This is a genomic window from Pseudoduganella sp. RAF19 (assembly GCF_052114165.1).
Classification (GTDB): domain Bacteria; phylum Pseudomonadota; class Gammaproteobacteria; order Burkholderiales; family Burkholderiaceae_D; genus Rugamonas.
This window is the reverse complement of the sequence record NZ_JBFREF010000004.1, coordinates 135694-155524: the sequence shown is the minus strand read 5'-3', so window position 1 is coordinate 155524 and position 19831 is coordinate 135694. Positions and strand designations below refer to the sequence as shown.

Sequence of the window (19831 nt, the reverse complement as noted above, 5' to 3'; positions counted from 1 at the left end):
GAATTGGATTTAAGCCCACCGCCTAGGTGGGCTTTTTTTTTGCTCAGAGATTGGCCAGGGCGACGTAGGCTTCCATCGGGACAGCCTCGGGACGGTCCTGCGGATTGATGCCCGCCTGCACCAGCTGCTCTTCCGTGAACATGCCGGCCACGCAGTTGCGGATCACTTTGCGGCGCTGCGAAAAAGCTTTCGCGACCACGGCTTCCAGGCGCGCAGGATCGCAAGGCAGCGGATTTTCGATCGGAATCATGCGCACGATGGCCGAATCCACTTTCGGCGGCGGATCGAAGGCATCCGGCGGCACGATGAACAGCAGCGCCATGCGGTAGCGCCATTGCAGCATCACAGACAGCCGGCTATAGGCCTTGGTGCCCGGTTCCGCCACCATGCGCTCCACCACCTCTTTTTGCAGCATGAAGTGCTGGTCCTGCACCTGTGGCGCGAATTCGGCCAGATGGAACAGCAGCGGCGACGAGATGTTGTACGGCAGATTGCCCACCACGCGCAGCTTGCGGCCCTCCGGCACGGGGATCGAGCCGAAATCGAACTTCAGCGCGTCGCCTGCGTGGATGGTCAGCTTTTCGCGCGGATAGCGTTTTTCCAGGCGCGCCACCAGGTCGCGGTCCAGCTCCACCACGTGCATATGCGGCAGGGATTTCAGCAGCAGGTCGGTCATCGCAGCCAGGCCAGGGCCGATTTCGACCATGGTGTCGCCGTCGCGCGGGGCGATGGAATCGATGATATCGCCAAGGACGCGGTCGTCCTGCAGGAAGTTCTGGCCGAAGCGTTTGCGGGCTATGTGTTTCATGTTCTCTCTGATTGTTGGCTGGCTTCGACCATGCGCAAGGCGCTGGCGATGGCTTCTTCCATGCTGCTGCTGTCGGCCAGGCCCAGGCCTTGCGCGGCCAGGTCCAGCGCGGTGCCGTGATCGACCGAAGTGCGGATCAGCGGCAGGCCAAGCGTGATGTTGACGCCGCGGCCAAAGGTGGCGTGCTTCAGCACCGGCAGGCCCTGGTCGTGGTACATGGCCAGCACGCAGTCGGCGTCTTCCAGGTATTTGGGCTGGAACAGCGTATCGGCCGGATAAGGCCCGCGCGCATCGATACCGCGCTCGCGGGCAGCGGCCAGCGCGGGCGTGATGGTGTCGATTTCCTCGCGGCCCAGGTAGCCGTTTTCACCGGCGTGCGGATTCAGGCCCGTGACCAGGATGCGCGGCGATGCGATGCCGAATTTGCCGCGCAGGTCGCGGTCGATGATGTCCAGGATCTCGGCCAGGCTTTCGCGTGTGATGGCCGCCGCGACGTCTTTGAGCGGCAGATGCGTGGTCGCCAGCGCGACGCGCAGCGGCGGCGCGACCGCTGCCCGGTCCGGCGCCGCGGCAGGTGCTGCAAGCGCGTGCGGCTGGCCGGCCAGCATCATCACCACGCGCGGCGTCGCAGTCTTGTCGGCAAAATATTCGGTGTGGCCGGAGAATGGCACGCCGGCATCGTTGATGGTGCTCTTTTGCAGCGGCGCGGTGACGACAGCGCGGAACCAGCCAGCGCCAACGCCTTCAATCGCCGCGTCCAGCGTGGCCAGCACGAAGCGGCCGTTTTCCTTATCCAGCACGCCGGGTGTGACGTGCGCCCCCAAAGGGATGTCGATCGCGCACAGCACATTGGCGCCGAAATGCGGCAACCCGCCGTTGCGGACGGCCTGCAGCGACAAGGCGCTGATGCGGATGGCGGGATCGATGTCGGCGGCCACCATGGCCAGGAAGGCCGCGTCGCCAATCAGTACGGCGTTGACCTGCTCGCGCATGGCCCAGGCGGCGCGGATGGAAATCTCCGGCCCGATACCGGCCGGTTCGCCCGTCGTCACGGCGACCACGGGGCGTCGCGATGGGGGCACGGCGGCGCGCCCGTTTTGCTGAGTGGCGCTCACCTGTGCCCTCCTTCTGACTTACTTCGCTTCTTCGCGGAACTCGACGTAGGCGCGGTCGCGCACTTCGCGCTGCCAGTTTTCGATGGCCTCCACCAGCTTGCGCTCACGCAGGGCGTTGCGGGCTTCGGCGCGTTTCTTCTCTTTCGAGACGTCGTCCGTCTTGCGCTCCAGGACTTCGATCAGGTGGTAACCGAAGCTGGTTTCCACCGGCTCGGACACCTGGCCCGGCTTCAGTTCGTTCATGGCCTTTTCGAATTCCGGCACGGTGTCGCCCGGATACAGCCAGCCCAGGTCACCGCCCTTGGACGCGGAACCGTCGTTCGACACCAGGCGCGCCAGGTCTTCGAACTTGGCGGCCTTGTTATCCAGGCGCTCCTTCAGTTCCAGCAGCTTGCGCTTGGCGTCGGCCGCGCTCACGGTCGGCGTGACCTTGATCAGGATGTGGCGGGCGTGCGTCTGCTGCACGGTTTCCGCGGCAGCCGCTTCTGCCAGGCTGCGCTTGTCCACCAGCTTCAGGATGTGGAAGCCGCCCACGCTCTTGATGACCGGGGTGGTCTGGCCTGGCTTCAGCTTGCTCAGTGCTTCGGCAAACACCGGCGGCAAGCGGTCGCTCTGGCGCCAGCCGACGGCGCCGCCCTGCAGCGCGTCGGAAGCGTCGGAGTAAGTCGCGGCCACCTTGGCGAAGTCGGCGCCGGTGCGCAGCTGGCGCATCACGTCTTCCGCCTTCTTCTGGCGCTGCGCCAGCACTTCCGGATTGGCGTTTTCAGGGATGCGCACCAGGATCTGCGAAATATTCAGTTCGAACTGTTCGGCAGCGGCGGCCTGCTCGGAAGCCACGAAGTTGTCCACTTCCGCTTCCGAAATCTGGATCTTGTTGTCCACCTCATGCTCGCGCAGGCGCTGCATGATGATCTCTTCGCGGATCTCCTCGCGGAAAGCCGGGAAGGTGGTGCCCTCTTTCTCGGTCTGGTTGCGCAGTTCCTGCACACTCATTTTCTGCTGTTCGGCGATGCGGCTGATCGCGCGGTCCAGCATCTGGTCGTCCACCCGCACGCCCATTTCCTTGGCCAGCTGCAGCTGGGCGCGTTCCACGATCATGCGTTCCAGGATCTGGCGTTCCAGGTCGGCCTGGTCCGGCAGCTGCACGCGCTGCTGCTGCATGCGGTGCACGATGGTCTGCACACGCTGGTTCAGTTCACGGCGCGTAATGACTTCGTCGTTGACGATCACGGCGATGGAGTCGATCGGCGTGTTGTTCGACTGCGCAGGCGGGGTAAAACCTTTCGCTGCTGCTGCAGCCGGCGCCGCCTTGGCCGGAGCGGCTGGTGCGGCCGGCTTGGCGTCCTGCGCCAGGGCCGGGGTGCCGGCAGCGAGGGCGCACAGCAGGACAACTGCTACTTTGATCGGGTGCATACTGGCATTACGCATATCTGAAACGCTCATGAGTCAGGGGTGGAGAAAACCAATTTTAGCGGCGGTAGCCTTCATTCAAACGCTGGTAGCCCGGAATACTGTTCTTCATCACTTCCAGCGGGTTGCCGATACCGAACTTGGACAGTCCGTTCAGCTCCAGCTGGAAGAAGATCTGGGTCGAGGTCTTGTTGGCCGTCGTCACGAAGCGCTGCGCGCCCATGCGGAACACCCAGCATTCACAGTTGTATTCCAGACCAATCAGGCTATCCAGGACCTTATGATCCTGCAAAGAATAGCTGACGCGGCCCACGCCAAACCAGCGGTCCGATAACGGCCACTGGCTGGAGAAGTCCGCATTCTTGAAGCTGTCGCGCAGATAACGCAGGCCCGCGTTAATCACCTTCTTGGGACCTGGCTGATATTGCAACGTCAGATTCGAGCTGACTACCTTGCTGTCGTGCGGATTGTACTGCACTGCGCTGTCGACACCCCAGGATTCGGAAATGCGGCCGGTGGCGGCGGCCAGAATGTCCGAACGGCTGTCCTTGACCTCGGCGTTCGGATCAAGCTGTACGCGCTGGTCTTTCAGGTAGAAGCGCTCGCCGAATGCGAGGCGCAAACGCTCGGCGCCATTCGCTTCCAGGAAGCGCGACACCACGGCGGCCGTGATCTGGTTCGCATCGCTCACGCGGTCGGAACCGACGAAGCGGTTCTCGCTGAAGATCTGCGTGAAGTTGAAGGTGGCGTCGGCCGTGTCGAACAGCGGATTGTCCTGGCGCTTGTACGGCGTGTAGACGTAGAACAGGCGCGGCTCCAGGGTCTGCGTCATGGCGCGGCCAAACAGCTTGGTGTCGCGCTCGAACTCCAGGCCCGAATCGATCGAGAAGGTCGGAATCGCGCGCGTGACCGAGCGCGAATCGGCGCCCTGATAGGAATCAATCGAATACGCCGCCGCATTCAGCATCACCTTCGGCGTGATGAAGTAGCTGGAGCCGATGATCGGATAGCTCACCTGCGGCACGGCCACGAAGCGGCTGCCTTCAATCAGGGTCGGATGCGAGAAGCGCGTCAGTTCGGAGTCGACCTGCCAGTCGAAGCCGCCCACGTCGTAGCGCGCGGCGCGGAAATTGATTGCCGGCAGACGGTCATACGGACGCTCCACCGTCAGGCTCGGGTTGGTCACCGAGTCCGGGTCCTGCAGCACCTGGTAGCGGTTCACGCGCGCGGTCAGGCTCCAGTATTCGCCGCGGTAATCGGTACGCAGTTCGCGCAGCAGCTGGCGTTCCGCCGAACCGGCCACCGTCTTCGAGAAGTCGTTCGGATAGTTGTCGTCGGATGCCGCGCGCGCATTCCAGCCGAACGACCAGTCCTTGGTCAGCGCCTGGGTGTGCGTGGTGTTGATCTGCCAGCGGTCGGTGCCGGTTTCGCGGTCGTGCGGCAGGTATTCGATGAAGGTCTTGCCTTCGTAATAGTTGCCGGCGTCCGTCTCGCCGATATAGCGGCCCAGGGCGCCGAACTGGATACCGCGGCGCGAGATGATGCGCGGGTACAGCGTCAGGTCGCGGTTGGGCGCGATATTGAAGTAGTACGGTACGGTCAGTTCGGCCGCGCCTTTCGAGCCGAAGCCCGGAATCGGCGGCAGCCAGCCGGAGCGGCGCGCGCCGGACAGCGAGAACGACATGGCGGGCGTGCCGATCAGGGGCACGTCCTTGAAATACACGATGGTGGTGCCGGCAGTACCCACGTCGCGGCCCGAATCCAGATTCAGGGTGCTCGATCTGATGTACCAGTCCGGGCTCGGACCCTGGCAGGTACTGTAGGTGCCGTCCAGGACCAGCGCTTCGTCTTCGCTCAGGAAGTCGATCTGGCGCGCCTTGCCCTGGCCGTTGTTGACCTCCATCTTGTAGGTCGGATGCAGTGCGTAGCCCTTGCCCGTTTCCAGGTTAAGCTTCAGCTCATCGGCGGTGTAGTAGTCGCCGTAGCGCCACATGCGCACATTGCCTTTCGCTTCGACCTCGTCTTCCACCTGGCGGAAGCAGGCCGTGTCGGCCGTCATGCGGGTCTTGTCGTGCACCACTTCCACGTCGCGGTACAGATTCAGCTCGCGCTCCGGGCGGCCGCTCATGTCCTCGGCGCTGATGGTGGTCACTGCAGTCTTGTCTTCCACGCGCGGCGGGCGCTTGGCATGCTGCGCAGTCTGTGCGTGGGCACACACCGTCGCGGAGGCGGCGGCGATGGCGGTCAAGGCGAATGCCCAGCGTTGCTTGTTGTTAGGGGCCGAAAACCAGCTCATGTAAGGGACGCGAGTAACACCGTGACAGGCGATTTTTTAATGTGAATCCCTTATTATATGGGAATCTTCACCTTCAACCGGATTCCGCAGGCTGTTTAATGTCTTTATTGTCTAATTTACCATCCAACGGCGCGCAAAATGGCGCCGCAGCAGCTGCCGATCCCCGCCTTGCCCTGCTCAAAGACTGGCTGCAAGGCCTTGGCCTGGTGGCCGTGGACTCCGCACGTCCGGCCTCCGAAGACGCCAGTTTCCGCCGCTATTTCCGTGTCGATGTGCTGCCTGAGCATCAGGCAAAGCATGGCGCCACCCTGATCGTGATGGATGCGCCGCCCGAGCGCGAGAACGTGCCGGCCTTCGTCAAGGTCGACGAATTGTTTGCCGGTGCCGGCGTTTCGGTGCCCGCCATCGTGGCGCAGGACGTGCCACAAGGCTTCCTGCTGCTGTCCGACCTGGGCACCACCAGCTATCTGCAAGCCCTGAACCACGACAACGCCGCCGCCCTGTATGCGGAGGCGCTGTCCGCCCTGGTGAAGATCCAGCTGAAAAGCCAGCCGGGCGTGCTGCCCGACTTCAACCGCGAAATCATGATGCGCGACCTGGGCCAGTTCCCGGAATGGTACATCGGCCGCCACCTCGGCGTGACCCTGACCGATGCCCAGCGCGCGGACCTGGACAAGGTCTTCGAATTCCTGATGGCGAACATCCAGTCCCAGCCCCAGGTCTTCATGCACCGCGACTTCCACTCGCGCAATCTGATGTGGATGGACGAGCACAATCCCGGCATCCTCGATTTCCAGGATGCGATGTACGGCCCGGTCACTTACGACATCGGCTCGCTGATGAAGGATGCCTACGTGGCGTGGGACGAAGAGCTGGTCCTCGACTGGGTGATCCGCTACTGGCAGCATGCGCGCGCCATGGGCCTGCCGCTCAACAAGGACTTCGACACCTTCTACAAGGACTTCGAGCTGTGCGCCCTGCAGCGCCACCTGAAGAACCTGGGCACGTTCTCGCGCCTGAACTACCGCGACAACAAGCCGATGTACCTCGGCGACATCCCGACGGTGCTGGAGTACGTGACCAAGACCGCCCACCGCTACACCGAACTGAAGCCGCTGCGCAAGCTGCTCGATGCGCTGGATACCAACCCACAGCCCAAGGTCGGCTATACCTTCTGAGAGGCTGTTATGAAAGCCATGATTTTCGCCGCAGGACGCGGCGAGCGTATGCGTCCCCTGACGGATACCACGCCGAAGCCATTGCTGAAGGTGCGCGGCCGCGCACTGATCGAATGGCATATCGTGAACCTGGTACGTGCCGGGATCACCGAGATCGTCATCAACTACTCCCACCTCGGCCACATGATCGAGGAATATCTGGGCGACGGCAGCAGGTATGGTGCAACCATCGCCTACTCCGCCGAGCCGGAACCGCTGGAAACGGCGGGCGGCATCGCCAAGGCGCGCCACTTGATTGGCGAGGAACCGTTCCTGGCCATTTCCGGCGATATCTTCTGCCCGCACTTCGATTTCGAGCAGGTGAAGGATGTGCTGCAGGATAAGGACATGTGGGGCAACCCGTGGGACAAGGACAAGCGCGACGCCGCCTGGATCTGGCTCACCAAGAACCCCTGGCACAATCCCAAGGGAGACTTCGGTCTGGACATGTACACGGTGACCAACGAAGGCGATCCGAAATGGAACTTCGGGAACATCGGCGTCTACCGCATGGAAATGTTCGACGGCATCGAACCGGGCCAGCACGCAGGCCTGGGCAAGCTGATTCGCGCCTATGCGGACAAAGGCCAGGTGGGCGGCGAGATCTATGAAGGCGAATGGGTCAACGTCGGCACCGTCAAACAGCTGGAAGAACTGAACGCAGCACTGAACGCATGAGCCCTTACGCCGAACGCCGCGCCAAAGTGCTGGCGCAGATGGAGCCCGGCAGCGTGGCTGTCATCGCCACCGCGCCGGAAGTGCTGCGCAACGGCGACAGCGATTACCCGTACCGCCACGACAGCTCCTTCTACTACCTGACCGGCTTTACCGAGCCGGAAGCGGTACTGGTGCTGGTGGCGCCGCGCGGTACGGCGCAAGCGCAGAGCATTCTGTTCTGCCGCGAGAAGAATATCGAACACGAAATCTGGGACGGCTACCGCTACGGCCCCGAAGCGGCGCGTGCAGAATTCGGCCTGGACTTCGCCTATCCCATCGGCCAGCTCGATGAGCAGATGACGCGCCAGCTGTCCAATGCCACGGCGCTGTACTGCTCCCTGGCACGCAACACCACGCTCGACGCGCAGGTGATGCGCTGGCTGGAAAGCGTGCGGCGCATGTCGCGCAGCGGCATCACCTCGCCGTCCTCGGTGCGCGACCTGCTGCCGATGATCGACGAAATGCGTCTGCTGAAGGACGAAGGCGAACAGGCCATCATGCTGCGCGCCGGCGAAATCGCGGGCGGCGCCCACGAGCGCGCCATGCGTGCCGCCAAGCCGGGCATGTTCGAATACGAAATCGAAGCCGAGCTGCTGTACGAATTCCGCCGCCACGGCGCGCAGTTCCCGGCTTATACGCCGATCGTGGCATCGGGCGCGAACGCCTGCGTCCTGCACTACAACACCAACAGGCGCCAGACCCAGGACGGCGACCTGGTGTTGATCGATGCGGGCTGCGAGCTGGATGGCTATGCCTCCGACATCACGCGCACTTTCCCGGTCAATGGCCGCTTCACCGGTCCGCAGCGCGCGCTGTATGAACTGGTGCTGGCGGCGCAGGAAGCGGCCTTCAAGGCCATCGTGCCGGGGCAGCAGTATTCGGCCATTCACGAAGCCGCCGTGCGCGTGCTGGTGCAGGGCATGCTCGACACCGGTCTGCTGAAGGGCAGCCTGGATGAAGTGATCGAGAACAAAACGTACACCCAGTTCTATATGCACGGCACCGGCCACTGGCTGGGCATGGACGTGCACGATGTGGGCTTATACCGCGACGTGCAGCACAGCGACAAACCGTCACGCCTGATCCAGCCGGGCATGGCGCTGACCGTGGAGCCGGGCCTTTATGTGCGGCCTGCCGTGGGCGTGCCGGAGCAATACTGGAATATCGGCATCCGCATCGAAGACGACGTGATCGTCACACGGGACGGCTATCGCCTGCTGACGGCCAGCGCGCCGAAGTCCATCACGGACATTGAATACATCATGAAGGGCAATGCATGACGGTTGATGCCGATATCGCCATCTGCGGCGCAGGTCCGGCCGGCATGGCGCTGGCGGCGCTGCTGGTCAAACGCGGCGTGGCTGGCGGCCGTATCGCGATGATCGATGCCAAATCGCTGGAGCAGGCACAGAACGATCCGCGCTCGCTGGCGCTGTCCTATGGCAGCCGCCAGATCCTGGAGAGCATCGGCGCCTGGCCGATTCCCGCCACGCCAATTCACGACATCCATGTGTCGCGCAAGGGCCAGTTCGGCCGCAGCATGATTACGCGCGACGAGCAGAAGGTGCCGGCGCTGGGTTATGTCACGCGCTACGGCGCCATCGTGCAGGCGCTCGGCGCCGTGTGTGCGCAGATGGGCGTGCGTGCGCTGCGTCCCGCGCGCGTGGTGCGCAAGGACGAGGATGCGCAGCAGGTCATCCTGCACCTGGAAGGCGAAGCACCGCAGATGCTGCGCGCGTCCATCGTAGTGCAGGCCGAAGGCGGCCTGTTTGGCGAGCAGGACGAAAAGCACGTCACGCGCGATTACGGACAAACCGCCGTCATCGCCCAGGTGCGCACCAGCGCGCCGGTCGAACACCGCGCCTACGAACGCTTTACGCACGAAGGCCCGCTGGCACTGCTGCCGCAGGATGAGGAATATTCGATGGTGTGGTGCTGCCGTCCCGATACGGCGCGCGAGCTGCTGGAACTGGATGACGCGGCTTTCCTGGCGCGTCTGGGTGAAATGTTCGGCCACCGCATGGGCAGCTTCATTGCCACGGGACGCCGGCTGGCTTTTCCGCTTGGCCTGAATGCCGGGGTGACGGGCAGCGCGCGCACTGCTGCTATCGGCAATGCGGCGCAGACATTGCATCCGGTGGCGGGACAGGGCTTGAATCTCGGTCTGCGCGACGCGGCCGTGCTGGCACGCCTGCTGGCGCAATCGGCGTCACCGGATACGCTGGTGCGCTACGCCGAGCTGCGCCGACAGGACCGCAGCCTGACCGTGCGCGCGACGGATACGATGGCGCGCATCTTTGCCAACGAATCGCCGGCCCAAGCCCTGCTCGGGCTCTCGCTGGCCGCCATCGACATCATCAGCCCCGCGCGCAGCATGCTCGCCGAGCTGATGATGTACGGCCGCCGCTAAAAACCAACGGCCCCAAAGCAGGTGGCAGGCACATCGTGCCTGCCACCTGGTTCACGCCTCGGGTTTTAAGACTATTCCGCGGCCTTCACCATATCCTCAAGGACCTTCTTCGCATCGCCAAAGACCATCATGGTCTTATCCATATAGAACAGCTCATTATCGAGGCCCGCATAGCCGGACGCCATCGAGCGCTTGTTCACAATAATGGTCTTCGCTTTATAGGCCTCCAGAATCGGCATCCCCGCAATCGGCGACTTAGGATCCTTGGCTGCCGGATTGACCACGTCGTTCGCGCCCAGCACCAGCACCACGTCCGCCTGAGCGAACTCGCTGTTGATGTCTTCCATCTCGAACACCTGGTCGTAAGGCACTTCAGCCTCCGCCAGCAGCACGTTCATATGGCCCGGCATACGACCGGCCACCGGGTGGATCGCGTACTTCACGGTCACGCCCTGGTGGCCCAGCTTCTCCACCAGTTCCTTCAGCGCGTGCTGCGCGCGCGCCACCGCCAGACCGTAGCCCGGCACGATGATCACGGTTTCCGCATTCGACATCAGGAACGTCGCATCATCCGCCGAACCCGACTTCACAGGGCGCTGCTGCTGCGCGCCGCCCGAAGTGGCCGCTGCCGCATCGCCGCCGAAGCCGCCCAGGATCACGTTGAAGAACGAACGGTTCATCGCCTTGCACATGATGTAGGACAGAATCGCACCCGACGAACCCACCAGCGAACCGGCAATGATCAGCATCGAGTTATTCAGCGAGAAACCGATACCTGCCGCCGCCCAGCCCGAGTAGGAGTTCAGCATGGACACCACCACCGGCATGTCCGCACCGCCAATCGGGATGATGATCAGCACGCCCAGCACAAAGGCAATCGCCGTCATCAGCAGGTAAGGCGCCCAGGCTGGCGTAGCGCCGCTGCCCATCACGAACACCAGGCCCAGGCCGACCATCACGGTCGCCAGCACCAGGTTCAGGATGTGCTGGCCCGCGAATACCACCGGCGCGCCCTGGAACAGGCGGAACTTGTACTTGCCTGCCAGCTTGCCGAAAGCGATCACCGAACCGGAGAAGGTAATCGCACCAACGAACGTACCGATGAACAGTTCGATACGGTTACCGACCGGCAGGCCTTCGCCTTGCGCAGCGATGCCGAATGCATGCGGCTCCGACACGGCAGCAATCGCAATACACACCGCCGCCATACCGATCAGCGAGTGCATTGCCGCGACCAGCTCCGGCATCTTGGTCATTTCCACGCGCTTGGCGAGGAAGGCGCCGATGCCGCCGCCGACCACCACGCCCAGCAGCACCAGGCCCAGGCCGATGCCCGAACCGGAGTAGCCGGCCGCTTCCGCGTCCGCTTTCAGTTTCAGGATCAGGGCAATCGTAGTGACGGCCGCAATGGCCATCCCGGTCATGCCGAAGGCGTTACCCTGGCGTGCATTGGAAGGAGACGACAAACCTTTCAGCGCCTGGATAAAGCAGACAGACGCGATCAGGTACATCATCGTAACGAGGTTGAGGGATACCCAGCTCATTGCTTATCCCCCTTTTTTTCCTTCTTCTTGAACATCTCCAGCATGCGCTGGGTGACCAGGAATCCGCCGAACACATTCACCGCCGCCAGCGCCACGGCAACAGTACCCATGACCTGGCCCACCAGGCCCTCAGTGAGGCCGGCTGCCAGCATGGCGCCAACGATGACGATGGCCGAGATGGCATTGGTCACCGCCATCAGCGGCGTATGCAGTGCGGGGGTAACGTTCCAGACAACGTGGTAGCCAACGTAAATGGCCAGCACGAAGATAATCAAATTAATGATGGTGTGACTGACTTCCATTTTCCGTTCTCTCCTATTTGCGCAGCTGTTCGCCGCCGTGGCAGACGAGGGTGGCTTTCAGGATCTCGTCCTCGCGGTCGATCACCAACTTGTCTTCCTTGTCGATGATCAGCTTGAGGAAATCGAGGACATTGCGCGCGTACAGCGCCGAAGCATCCGCCGCCACGTGGCAGGCCAGGTTCGGCTCGCCCACGATGTGCACGCCGTGCTTGATGACGGTCTTGCCCAGTTCTGACAGCGGGCAGTTACCGCCCTGCTCCACCGCCAGATCGACGATCACGGAGCCCGGCTTCATGGACTTCACCGTTTCTTCGCCGATCAGCACCGGTGCGGGACGGCCCGGAATCAACGCCGTGGTGATCACGATGTCGGCCTGCTTGGCGCGCTCGTGCACCAGTTCGGCCTGGCGCTTCATCCACTCCGGCGGCATGGGGCGCGCATAACCGCCCACGCCTTGCGCAATTTCCTTTTCCTCGTCGGTGAGGAAAGGCACGTCAATGAATTTCGCGCCCAGCGATTCCACCTGTTCTTTCACCGGCGGACGCACGTCGGACGCCTCGATCACGGCGCCCAGGCGCTTGGCGGTCGCAATGGCCTGCAGACCGGCCACGCCCACGCCCATGATCAGCACGCGGGCGGCCTTCACCGTACCGGCCGCCGTCATCAGCATCGGCATAAAACGCTGATAAGTGTTTGCGCCAACCATCACGGCCTTGTAGCCCGCGATATTGGCTTGCGAGGACAGCACGTCCATCGACTGTGCTCGCGTGATGCGCGGCACAGCTTCCAAGGCAAAAGCGGACAGGCCGGAAGCCGCCATGGCCGCAATGTTTTCCACGTCGAAGGGATTCAGCATGCCGATCACAACGCTGCCCGACTTCATCAGGGCCCGCTCATCGGCGCTGGGAGCACGTACTTTCAGGACGATCTCTGCACCCAGTGCATCCGCAGCACTACCGATCGTAGCGCCGGCAGCTGCATACGCTTCATCTGTCACCGAAGATGAAATGCCGGCTCCCGCCTGCACAATCACCAGGTGTTTGGATGCTAGCTTCTTGACCGTCTCGGGCGTTGCCGCTACCCGGGTCTCCCCCGGCCTCGACTCGGCCGGTATGCCAATTCTCATAAATGCCTCCAAAAGTGTGGATAAACTGACTAAAATCTAACACGGAATTCCTAAAAATTAATATTCCACTGTGGACAACAAACCCACTTTTGAGGCATTGTCACTGCCCGGTAACATGCGGAAACGCGGTTCAGGCTACAATATCGGCTCTCATCAAGGACAAAGCCCAGAATGTCACGCACCTGGAAACCGAATGTCACAGTCGCCGCCGTCATCGAGCGCGACGGCAAGTTTCTCCTCATCGAGGAAGAAACCAGTGATGGCATTCGCCTGAACCAGCCCGCTGGCCACCTGGACCCGCACGAGTCGCTGGAAGAAGCGGTGGTGCGCGAAACTTTAGAAGAGACTGCCTACGATTTCACCCCGACCGCGCTGGTCGGCATGTATATGTCGCGCTACCGCTCCAACCGCACAGGCGAGCTGGTGACTTATCTGCGCTTTGCATTTTGTGGTGAAGTTGGCAAGAAACACGATTTGCCGCTGGACGAGGGTATTCTTCGTACAATGTGGCTTACACGCGACGAAATTGCTGCTTGCAAGGAGCGTCACCGCAGCCCCCTGCTGCTGACCCTCGTCGACGAATACCTGGCCGGCAAGCGCGCCCCACTGGAAATACTGCATACCCACGCTTCGGTCTACGAAGAAGTGTGAAGGACCCAAAATGAGCAAGAAAAAGGTTGTCATCGGCATGTCCGGTGGCGTTGACTCTTCCGTTTCCGCCTGGCTTCTGAAGGAGCAAGGCTACGAGGTCGTGGGCCTGTTCATGAAGAACTGGGAAGACGACGATGATTCCGAATACTGCTCCACCCGCCAGGACTGGATCGACGCGGCCTCCGTGGCCGACGTGGTGGGCGTGGACATCGAAGCCGTCAACTTCGCCGCTGAATACAAGGACCGCGTATTCGCCGAGTTCCTGCGCGAGTACCAGGCCGGCCGCACGCCGAATCCGGACGTGCTGTGCAATGCCGAGATCAAGTTCAAGGCCTTCCTCGACCACGCCATGCTGCTGGGCGCGGACCTGATCGCGACCGGCCACTATGCGCGCGTGCGCCACAACGCCTCGACCGGCAAGCACGAGCTGCTGAAGGCGCTCGACCACACCAAGGACCAGAGCTACTTCCTGCATCGCCTGAACCAGGCGCAGTTGTCCAAGACCCTGTTCCCGCTGGGCGAGATTCCGAAAACGGAAGTGCGCAAGATTGCCGAGATGCTGAAGCTGCCGAATGCGGCCAAGAAGGATTCGACCGGCATCTGCTTTATCGGCGAGCGTCCTTTCCGCGAATTCCTGAACCGCTATCTGTCGTATAAACCGGGGCCGATGAAGACGCCGGACGGCAAGGTGGTGGGCGAGCATGTCGGCCTGTCCTTCTATACGCTGGGCCAGCGCAAGGGCATCGGCATTGGCGGTGTGAAGTCCTACCAGAACGCGGACGGTTCCAGCGACGCCTGGTATGTGGCGCGCAAGGACGTGGCGAACAATACGCTGTGGGTGGTGCAGGGACACGACCATCCATGGCTGCTGTCGGAGTCGCTGAGCGCGGGCCAGACCAGCTGGATCGCGGGCGAAGCGCCACTGGCCGGCCGCATCGCCGCCAAGACGCGCTACCGCCAGGCCGACGTGGCCTGCGACGTGCTGCCGCAAGTGGACGGCACCTTTGCGCTGAATTTCGTGGATGCCCAGTGGGCTGTGACGCCAGGCCAGTCCGCCGTGCTGTACGACGGCGACGTGTGCCTCGGCGGCGGCATCATCGACGGCTCAAGCTTCGTCGACTGACTCGCCTTCCCCCGCGCCCTGCGCCTTCTGCTGACGCTTCACCGTCGTGATGACGGTGTTGCGGATCGTCTTCAGCACCGTGCCCGCATTGAAGGGCTTCACGATGTAGCCGTTCAGGCCCATCGCGTGGCCCTTGCGGATCGTGGCTTCATCGAATTCGCTGGACACCATAAAGATCATGGCTTTCGGCCAGTCCTTGCGCATCGCCTGCATGCCCGCTTCATCGGCCTCGATCACGTCGCGCGAGACGCAGATGATCTGCGGATGGTGTTTGATCAGCAGGGCATTGCCCGTTGCGCAGGTGTGGGCCTGGCCGACGACATCGTAGCCGCCGTCCGTCAATACGGTGTTGAGCAGGCCGCGTGCGACGGCGCTGACATCAATAATTACTGCTTTTAGCATCTGAAGAGGTCTTAACGGTCCCAGGTCAGCATATTCCAGCTCACGCCGATCCTGACGTCCGTCTTTAGTTGTACTAATTGACGAGAAAGATACAGCATCTCGCGCTCTTTTCGTAGGCTTTCGCCAACTTTGTCCTTCAGAATGCCGGCGCCGGCCATGATTGCGTCCAGACTGCCGTATGTGCGCAACAGTCTGGCGGCCGTTTTCACGCCCACATTCGACACGCCGGGGATGGAGTCGGTTTCATCGCCCATGAGTGCCAGCAGGTCCGGCAGCATGCCGGGCGTGACGCCCCACTTCTTTTCGACCCAGTCGCGGTCGTGCCATTCGGACTTGAAATGGTCCCAGATACGGGTGCCTTCCGCGATCAGGCAGTGCAGGTCTTTATCGGTAGTCGCCACCACCGCCTCGCCGCGCTTCTCGCTCAGCCAGCGCGTGACCACGGTGCCGATCACGTCATCGGCTTCGACATCCGGAATGGAGATGGGGCACATGCCGATCTCCGTCAGCTTGACGTAGAAATCAGGCAGCGCCTCGCGCAGCACCTCCGGCATCGGCTGCCGGCCTTCGCGATAGCCGCGGTACAGCGTATGGCGCCATGTGGTGCCGCCATAGTCGAACGCGGGGAGAATGTGCGTCGGTTCGTGTCCATTCACGATGCGCTGGAACGCGCCAAACGCATGGCGCAACGCAATCTCGGCCTTGAGATCCGAGTCCGGCTCCGGACTCGCCTCATATACACGCCGCACAATATTCAGCCCATCAATGGCAAGCAATCTACCAGTCATAGGCGGCATTGTACCGCAGCGCTATATGCCATCAGCCCTTGCCGCGCGCCGTTAGCGCAGGAGTTCGTAGGGGCCGCCGCGTTCGAGGGCGCGCTGGAAGGCGGGGCGGGCGTGGATGCGGGAGAGGAAGGCTTGCAGCTTGGGGCGGGAAGCGTCGAGGCCCGCGCGGGCGGCGGCCGCTTCGAGCGGAAAGCTCATCTGGATGTCGGCCGCGCTGAACTCATTGCCGGCGAACCAATGGTTCTGCGCCAGCTCGCCTTCGAGATAATTCAGATGCGTGTCGATCTGCGGCTGAATATAGGTCGACTTCACGCGCTGCGCGATGCCGCGCGCGATCGGACGCACGAAGAACGGCGCCGGGCTGTTCTCGACGCGGTCGAACACCAGCTTCATCAGCAGCGGCGCCATCATCGACCCTTCCGCATAGTGCATGAAGTAGGAATAGCGCAGCTTCTCCGGCGTGCCCGGCGCCGGCGCGAACCGACCATTGCCGTACTTCTCCACCAGATACTCTATGATCGCGCCCGATTCCGCCAGCACCGCCGTACCATCCACCACCACCGGCGACTTGCCCAGGGGGTGAATACGCTTCAGCTCCGCCGGCGCCAGCATGGTTTTCCTGTCACGCTCATAGCGCACGATCTGGTACTCCAGGCCGAGTTCCTCCAGCAGCCAAAGCACGCGCTGCGAGCGTGAGTTATTCAGGTGATGGACGGTCAGCATGTACGGCTCCGGCATAATTGACGATCGTGCAAGCTTAGCAGCTTTGGGAAAGCCCCGCAGCAGTGAGGTACACTGAGCAGCGTCGTCCGCCGCCGGAGAGTGCCTGATGTCCCTGATTCGTTACGCCGCCTTTGCAGCCGCAGTTCTCGCCTTACTCATATCGCTGGCTCTTGGTTCCAGCATCTGGATCACCGGCATCGCCGCCGCGCTGACCATCGTCGGCATCACAGACCTGATGCAAACCAAGCGCGCCCTGCGCCGCAACTACCCAATCCTGGCGCACTTCCGCTTCTTCTTCGAAGCGATCCGCCCGGAGATGCGCCAATACTTCTTCGAAGGCGACAAGGAAGCCGCGCCTTTCTCGCGCAACCAGCGCAGCATCGTCTACCAGCGTGCGAAGAAGGAAATCGACAAGCGCCCCTTCGGCACCCAGCTCGATGTGTACGAAGCCGGCTATGAATGGATCAACCACTCCATCCAGCCCGCGCCCGTGCAGAACCACGACTTCCGCATCACGATCGGCGAAGGCCGTCCGCAACCCTATTCCGCCAGCGTGTTCAATATCTCCGCCATGAGCTTCGGCGCGCTGTCCGCCAACGCCATCCTGGCGCTGAACGCCGGTGCGAAAGCGGGCCGCTTCATGCACGACACAGGCGAAGGCAGCATCAGTCCCTATCACCGCCAGAACGGCGGCGACCTGGTTTGGGAAATCGGCTCCGGCTACTTCGGTTGCCGCAACGCAGACGGCACCTTTTCGGAAGAAGCCTTCGTCGCCAACGCCTGCACACCGCAGGTGAAGATGATTGAACTGAAGCTGTCACAAGGCGCCAAACCGGGACACGGCGGCGTGCTGCCCGGCCCCAAAGTCTCGCACGAGATCGCGCTGACCCGCGGCGTGCCCGAAGGCGTGGACTGCATCTCACCCTCCTCGCATTCCGCCTTCAGCACACCGGTCGAAATGCTGCACTTCATCGACAGGCTGCGCAATCTGTCGGGCGGCAAGCCAACCGGCTTCAAGACCGCTATCGGACACCCTTGGGAATTCTTCGGCATCGTCAAGGCCATGCTCATCACCGGCATCACGCCCGACTTCATCGTGGTCGACGGCGGAGAAGGCGGCACAGGTGCAGCGCCGGTTGAATTCACCGACCACGTGGGCACGCCGCTTCAGGAAGCCCTGCTGCTGGTGCATAACTCACTGGTTGGCGCCAACCTGCGCGACAAGATCAAGATCGGTGCATCCGGCAAAATCATCACCGCATTCGACATCGCCCGCACCATCGCGCTCGGCGCTGACTGGTGCAACTCCGCACGCGGCTTCATGTTCGCACTGGGCTGCATCCAGTCGCAAAGCTGCCATACCGACCGCTGCCCGTCCGGCGTCGCGACGCAGGACAAGCTGCGCCAGCGCGCCCTGGTGGTGCCGGACAAAGCCAAGCGCGTCGAGCAATTCCACACCAATACACTGCGGGCACTGGCCGAACTGATCGCCGCCTCAGGCCTCAAGCATCCAAATGAACTGAAGCCGCATCACATCGTGCGCCGCATCTCGCCTAATCAGGTGAAGCTGGCCAGCGCCCTGCTGCCTTACCTGTCACCGGGGGAGCTGCTGGATGACAGTCGCCTGCAGCATCTGCCGCCCGTCTTCGGCCTGTACTGGCCCGTCGCCCGCGCCGACTCCTTCTGTCCCCAGGTCTAGCGGCAGCAAGTCTTTCAGCGTCGCGTTATCCAGCGCACGCAGAAAGGCTTCAGTCGCGCCAACCAGCATGCGCTTCAGGGCGCATGCGTTCTGGTACACGCAGTTGCTGTGCTCCGACTCGAAGCACTCGGCCATGTGAAAATCGATCTCGCTGCGGCGCACCACCACACCGACATTGATCGACTCCGGCGGACCACTGAGCCTGATACCGCCGCCGCGCCCGCGCGTGGTGTCGATCCATCCAGCCAACGCCATCTGGTGCACCACCTTGGTCAGATGATTACGTGAGATGCCGTGGGCATCCGCGATATCGCCAACCGTCACCACGCGTCCCTGGTTGGCGCCGATGTAGATCAGCGCGCGCAAGGTGTAATCCGTAAAAGTTGTCAGTCTCATTCACATATCCCCGATTGCAGCATTTTGCGTTTTAATGTAGTATTTTGCATGCATCTTTATTTCGACAAACTGCCATGTCTACCCTGACTACTGAATCCATCACCAATCTGGTCCACCGTTTCTACGACGACGTGCGCGCCGATCCTGAGCTGGGACCCGTTTTTAACAACGCCATCGGCGACCAGTGGGACACGCACCTGGGGCGCATGGTGGATTTCTGGTCCACCGTGATGCTTGGCTCGCGCCAGTTCCAGGGCAATGTCTACGGCAAGCACATGGTCTTGCAAGGCATCGAACCGAAACACTTCGAACGCTGGCTGGCGCTGTTCGAGGCGACGGTGGAGCGCATGTTCGACGGTGAGGACGAGAAGGAATTCAAGGTCGTCGCCCACCGCATCGCCCAAAGCCTGCAATATGGCTTCTTCGGCAAGGTCATGGTGGAGTGATCACAAATACTGATCCACCGCGCTCATTGCCGCGTGCTGCTCCCGCCAGGTGCGCAGCACGTCCGGCACGCCGTGCGCCAGCCGGAGTGGCGCAATGAACTCGCCGGACGCGTAATCACATCGCAGCTCGCGCAGCACCAGCCAGTCCAGCAGATTGGATACGCCTTGCGCAGTTGTCGCCATTCCCGCCTCGTGCGCCTTGCGCAGCAGGAGGGCCAGCTTGTCCTCCGCATTCGGCGATTCGGCCGCATCGGCCACCAGCGCAGCATCGATCGTCAGCACTTGCGGCGCGTCCATGCACAGCAGGCGGCCGCCATCCACGCCATTGAGCGCGGCGAAATCGGCCATATGGGCACGCACCGCCACGGCATTGCGTGGCAGCGGCAGCCACACGCGTGGCACGAAGCCGCAACCGGCCCACAGACGCATCGCCGTCAAGGCATCCGCGACGATTTGCCACGCCAGTTCAGCACCAAGCGCACGCGTTTCCACTTCAGCGGCAAAGGCCGACGGTGTCAGCACACCAAGGCGCGGGTGACGCCAGCGCAGCACCGCTTCCAGGCTGTCCACGCGACCATCACGCAACGCAACGCGCGGACGGAATCGCAGTTCGAATTCGCCCAGTTCAAGGGCGCTACGGATTTCGGAAACGTTCATG

At 62.4% G+C, this 19831-nt stretch carries 20 protein-coding genes; 8 read left to right on the top strand and 12 right to left on the bottom strand.

What is annotated here, in order from left to right; translation table 11 throughout:
* Positions 1–43 precede the first annotated feature (43 nt).
* Genes rsmA through AB4Z19_RS11870 form a run of 4 tightly spaced genes read right to left on the bottom strand, consistent with a single transcriptional unit; the run spans position 44 to position 5629 of the window.
* Positions 44–808, bottom strand: a complete 765-nt coding sequence (rsmA, locus tag AB4Z19_RS11885) for a 16S rRNA (adenine(1518)-N(6)/adenine(1519)-N(6))-dimethyltransferase RsmA (protein ID WP_442024603.1) — start codon at positions 806–808, stop codon at positions 44–46.
* Entirely contained in the window at positions 805–1923 is a 1119-nt protein-coding gene (gene pdxA, locus AB4Z19_RS11880) for a 4-hydroxythreonine-4-phosphate dehydrogenase PdxA (RefSeq protein WP_442035318.1), read from the bottom strand. Before pdxA ends, rsmA begins: the two co-directional genes overlap by 4 nt.
* Before the next feature lie 18 nt (positions 1924–1941).
* Positions 1942–3351 (bottom strand): peptidylprolyl isomerase, encoded by a 1410-nt coding sequence (locus AB4Z19_RS11875; protein WP_442024607.1) that lies wholly within the window; start codon positions 3349–3351, stop codon positions 1942–1944.
* A gap of 40 nt (positions 3352–3391) precedes the next feature.
* Positions 3392–5629, bottom strand: coding sequence for an LPS-assembly protein LptD (locus AB4Z19_RS11870; protein ID WP_442035317.1), 2238 nt, complete (start codon positions 5627–5629; stop codon positions 3392–3394).
* Positions 5630–5727: 98 nt separating this feature from the next.
* On the opposite strand from AB4Z19_RS11870, the gene AB4Z19_RS11865 reads away from it, so the two are divergent.
* From AB4Z19_RS11865 to AB4Z19_RS11850, 4 genes are read left to right on the top strand one after another with little or no spacing between them, the layout of a single operon-like run.
* Positions 5728–6807, top strand: coding sequence for an aminoglycoside phosphotransferase family protein (locus tag AB4Z19_RS11865; RefSeq protein ID WP_442024611.1), 1080 nt, complete (start codon positions 5728–5730; stop codon positions 6805–6807).
* Positions 6808–6816: 9 nt separating this feature from the next.
* Complete coding sequence (gene murU, locus AB4Z19_RS11860; protein ID WP_442024613.1) at positions 6817–7524, top strand: N-acetylmuramate alpha-1-phosphate uridylyltransferase MurU; 708 nt, start codon at positions 6817–6819, stop codon at positions 7522–7524.
* Positions 7521–8843 (top strand): Xaa-Pro aminopeptidase, encoded by a 1323-nt coding sequence (pepP, locus tag AB4Z19_RS11855; protein WP_442024615.1) that lies wholly within the window; start codon positions 7521–7523, stop codon positions 8841–8843. Before murU ends, pepP begins: the two co-directional genes overlap by 4 nt.
* Positions 8840–9973 (top strand): FAD-dependent monooxygenase, encoded by a 1134-nt coding sequence (locus tag AB4Z19_RS11850; protein ID WP_442024617.1) that lies wholly within the window; start codon positions 8840–8842, stop codon positions 9971–9973. The genes pepP and AB4Z19_RS11850 overlap by 4 nt, the downstream gene beginning before the upstream one ends.
* 71 nt (positions 9974–10044) lie before the next feature.
* On the opposite strand, the gene AB4Z19_RS11845 is transcribed toward AB4Z19_RS11850, so the two are convergent.
* From AB4Z19_RS11845 to AB4Z19_RS11835, 3 genes are read right to left on the bottom strand one after another with little or no spacing between them, the layout of a single operon-like run.
* Positions 10045–11517 carry an NAD(P)(+) transhydrogenase (Re/Si-specific) subunit beta gene (locus tag AB4Z19_RS11845; RefSeq protein ID WP_442035316.1) on the bottom strand — a complete coding sequence of 491 codons (1473 nt, stop codon included), beginning with the start codon at positions 11515–11517 and terminating at the stop codon, positions 10045–10047.
* Positions 11514–11819 carry a proton-translocating transhydrogenase family protein gene (locus tag AB4Z19_RS11840; RefSeq protein ID WP_442022800.1) on the bottom strand — a complete coding sequence of 102 codons (306 nt, stop codon included), beginning with the start codon at positions 11817–11819 and terminating at the stop codon, positions 11514–11516. Before AB4Z19_RS11840 ends, AB4Z19_RS11845 begins: the two co-directional genes overlap by 4 nt.
* 13 nt (positions 11820–11832) lie before the next feature.
* Positions 11833–12945 (bottom strand): Re/Si-specific NAD(P)(+) transhydrogenase subunit alpha, encoded by a 1113-nt coding sequence (locus AB4Z19_RS11835; protein WP_442022801.1) that lies wholly within the window; start codon positions 12943–12945, stop codon positions 11833–11835.
* A gap of 171 nt (positions 12946–13116) precedes the next feature.
* Between AB4Z19_RS11835 and AB4Z19_RS11830 the strand changes: the two genes are divergently transcribed.
* Complete coding sequence (locus AB4Z19_RS11830) at positions 13117–13596, top strand: NUDIX hydrolase (RefSeq protein ID WP_442022802.1); 480 nt, start codon at positions 13117–13119, stop codon at positions 13594–13596.
* A 10-nt stretch (positions 13597–13606) separates the two neighbouring features.
* On the top strand, positions 13607–14719 hold the full coding sequence (gene mnmA, locus AB4Z19_RS11825) for a tRNA 2-thiouridine(34) synthase MnmA (protein ID WP_442022803.1): 1113 nt from the start codon (positions 13607–13609) through the stop codon (positions 14717–14719).
* Here mnmA and AB4Z19_RS11820 read toward each other — a convergent pair.
* The 3 genes from AB4Z19_RS11820 to AB4Z19_RS11810 are packed head-to-tail and all read right to left on the bottom strand — an operon-like array spanning position 14702 to position 16632.
* A complete protein-coding gene (locus AB4Z19_RS11820; RefSeq protein WP_442035315.1) occupies positions 14702–15121 on the bottom strand; it encodes a response regulator in 420 nt (139 codons plus the stop codon). The two genes, mnmA and AB4Z19_RS11820, sit on opposite strands and share 18 nt — an antisense overlap.
* A gap of 11 nt (positions 15122–15132) precedes the next feature.
* The gene (locus tag AB4Z19_RS11815) at positions 15133–15909 is read right to left on the bottom strand and encodes a 5'-3' exonuclease (RefSeq protein WP_442022805.1); all 777 of its coding nucleotides are present in this window, start codon (positions 15907–15909) and stop codon (positions 15133–15135) included.
* Positions 15910–15960: 51 nt separating this feature from the next.
* The gene (locus AB4Z19_RS11810) at positions 15961–16632 is read right to left on the bottom strand and encodes a glutathione S-transferase (RefSeq protein WP_442022806.1); all 672 of its coding nucleotides are present in this window, start codon (positions 16630–16632) and stop codon (positions 15961–15963) included.
* 106 nt (positions 16633–16738) lie between these two features.
* Here AB4Z19_RS11810 and AB4Z19_RS11805 point away from each other — a divergent pair, with 106 nt between their 5' ends.
* Entirely contained in the window at positions 16739–18331 is a 1593-nt protein-coding gene (locus AB4Z19_RS11805) for an FMN-binding glutamate synthase family protein (protein WP_442022807.1), read from the top strand.
* On the opposite strand, the gene AB4Z19_RS11800 is transcribed toward AB4Z19_RS11805, so the two are convergent.
* Positions 18227–18727 (bottom strand): RrF2 family transcriptional regulator, encoded by a 501-nt coding sequence (locus tag AB4Z19_RS11800; protein WP_442022808.1) that lies wholly within the window; start codon positions 18725–18727, stop codon positions 18227–18229. The two genes, AB4Z19_RS11805 and AB4Z19_RS11800, sit on opposite strands and share 105 nt — an antisense overlap.
* A 74-nt stretch (positions 18728–18801) precedes the next feature.
* Here AB4Z19_RS11800 and AB4Z19_RS11795 point away from each other — a divergent pair, with 74 nt between their 5' ends.
* Positions 18802–19173 carry a group III truncated hemoglobin gene (locus tag AB4Z19_RS11795; RefSeq protein WP_442035314.1) on the top strand — a complete coding sequence of 124 codons (372 nt, stop codon included), beginning with the start codon at positions 18802–18804 and terminating at the stop codon, positions 19171–19173.
* On the opposite strand, the gene AB4Z19_RS11790 is transcribed toward AB4Z19_RS11795, so the two are convergent.
* On the bottom strand, positions 19174–19830 hold the full coding sequence (locus AB4Z19_RS11790; RefSeq protein WP_442022810.1) for an EAL domain-containing protein: 657 nt from the start codon (positions 19828–19830) through the stop codon (positions 19174–19176). It abuts the gene before it with no gap.
* Position 19831 lies beyond the last annotated feature (1 nt).

Excerpts from the sequence above, each read along its gene's own strand:
- rsmA (WP_442024603.1), bottom strand. The coding sequence starts at position 808 with ATGAAACACATAGCCCGCAAACGCTTCGGCCAGAACTTCCTGCAGGAC.
- AB4Z19_RS11875 (WP_442024607.1), bottom strand. The coding sequence starts at position 3,351 with ATGCGTAATGCCAGTATGCACCCGATCAAAGTAGCAGTTGTCCTGCTG.
- AB4Z19_RS11870 (WP_442035317.1), bottom strand. The coding sequence starts at position 5,629 with ATGAGCTGGTTTTCGGCCCCTAACAACAAGCAACGCTGGGCATTCGCC.
- AB4Z19_RS11865 (WP_442024611.1), top strand. The coding sequence starts at position 5,728 with ATGTCTTTATTGTCTAATTTACCATCCAACGGCGCGCAAAATGGCGCC.
- murU (WP_442024613.1), top strand. The coding sequence starts at position 6,817 with ATGAAAGCCATGATTTTCGCCGCAGGACGCGGCGAGCGTATGCGTCCC.
- pepP (WP_442024615.1), top strand. The coding sequence starts at position 7,521 with ATGAGCCCTTACGCCGAACGCCGCGCCAAAGTGCTGGCGCAGATGGAG.
- AB4Z19_RS11850 (WP_442024617.1), top strand. The coding sequence starts at position 8,840 with ATGACGGTTGATGCCGATATCGCCATCTGCGGCGCAGGTCCGGCCGGC.
- AB4Z19_RS11845 (WP_442035316.1), bottom strand. The coding sequence starts at position 11,517 with ATGAGCTGGGTATCCCTCAACCTCGTTACGATGATGTACCTGATCGCG.
- AB4Z19_RS11840 (WP_442022800.1), bottom strand. The coding sequence starts at position 11,819 with ATGGAAGTCAGTCACACCATCATTAATTTGATTATCTTCGTGCTGGCC.
- AB4Z19_RS11835 (WP_442022801.1), bottom strand. The coding sequence starts at position 12,945 with ATGAGAATTGGCATACCGGCCGAGTCGAGGCCGGGGGAGACCCGGGTA.
- AB4Z19_RS11830 (WP_442022802.1), top strand. The coding sequence starts at position 13,117 with ATGTCACGCACCTGGAAACCGAATGTCACAGTCGCCGCCGTCATCGAG.
- mnmA (WP_442022803.1), top strand. The coding sequence starts at position 13,607 with ATGAGCAAGAAAAAGGTTGTCATCGGCATGTCCGGTGGCGTTGACTCT.
- AB4Z19_RS11820 (WP_442035315.1), bottom strand. The coding sequence starts at position 15,121 with ATGCTAAAAGCAGTAATTATTGATGTCAGCGCCGTCGCACGCGGCCTG.
- AB4Z19_RS11815 (WP_442022805.1), bottom strand. The coding sequence starts at position 15,909 with ATGACTGGTAGATTGCTTGCCATTGATGGGCTGAATATTGTGCGGCGT.
- AB4Z19_RS11810 (WP_442022806.1), bottom strand. The coding sequence starts at position 16,632 with ATGCTGACCGTCCATCACCTGAATAACTCACGCTCGCAGCGCGTGCTT.
- AB4Z19_RS11805 (WP_442022807.1), top strand. The coding sequence starts at position 16,739 with ATGTCCCTGATTCGTTACGCCGCCTTTGCAGCCGCAGTTCTCGCCTTA.
- AB4Z19_RS11800 (WP_442022808.1), bottom strand. The coding sequence starts at position 18,727 with ATGAGACTGACAACTTTTACGGATTACACCTTGCGCGCGCTGATCTAC.
- AB4Z19_RS11795 (WP_442035314.1), top strand. The coding sequence starts at position 18,802 with ATGTCTACCCTGACTACTGAATCCATCACCAATCTGGTCCACCGTTTC.
- AB4Z19_RS11790 (WP_442022810.1), bottom strand. The coding sequence starts at position 19,830 with ATGAACGTTTCCGAAATCCGTAGCGCCCTTGAACTGGGCGAATTCGAA.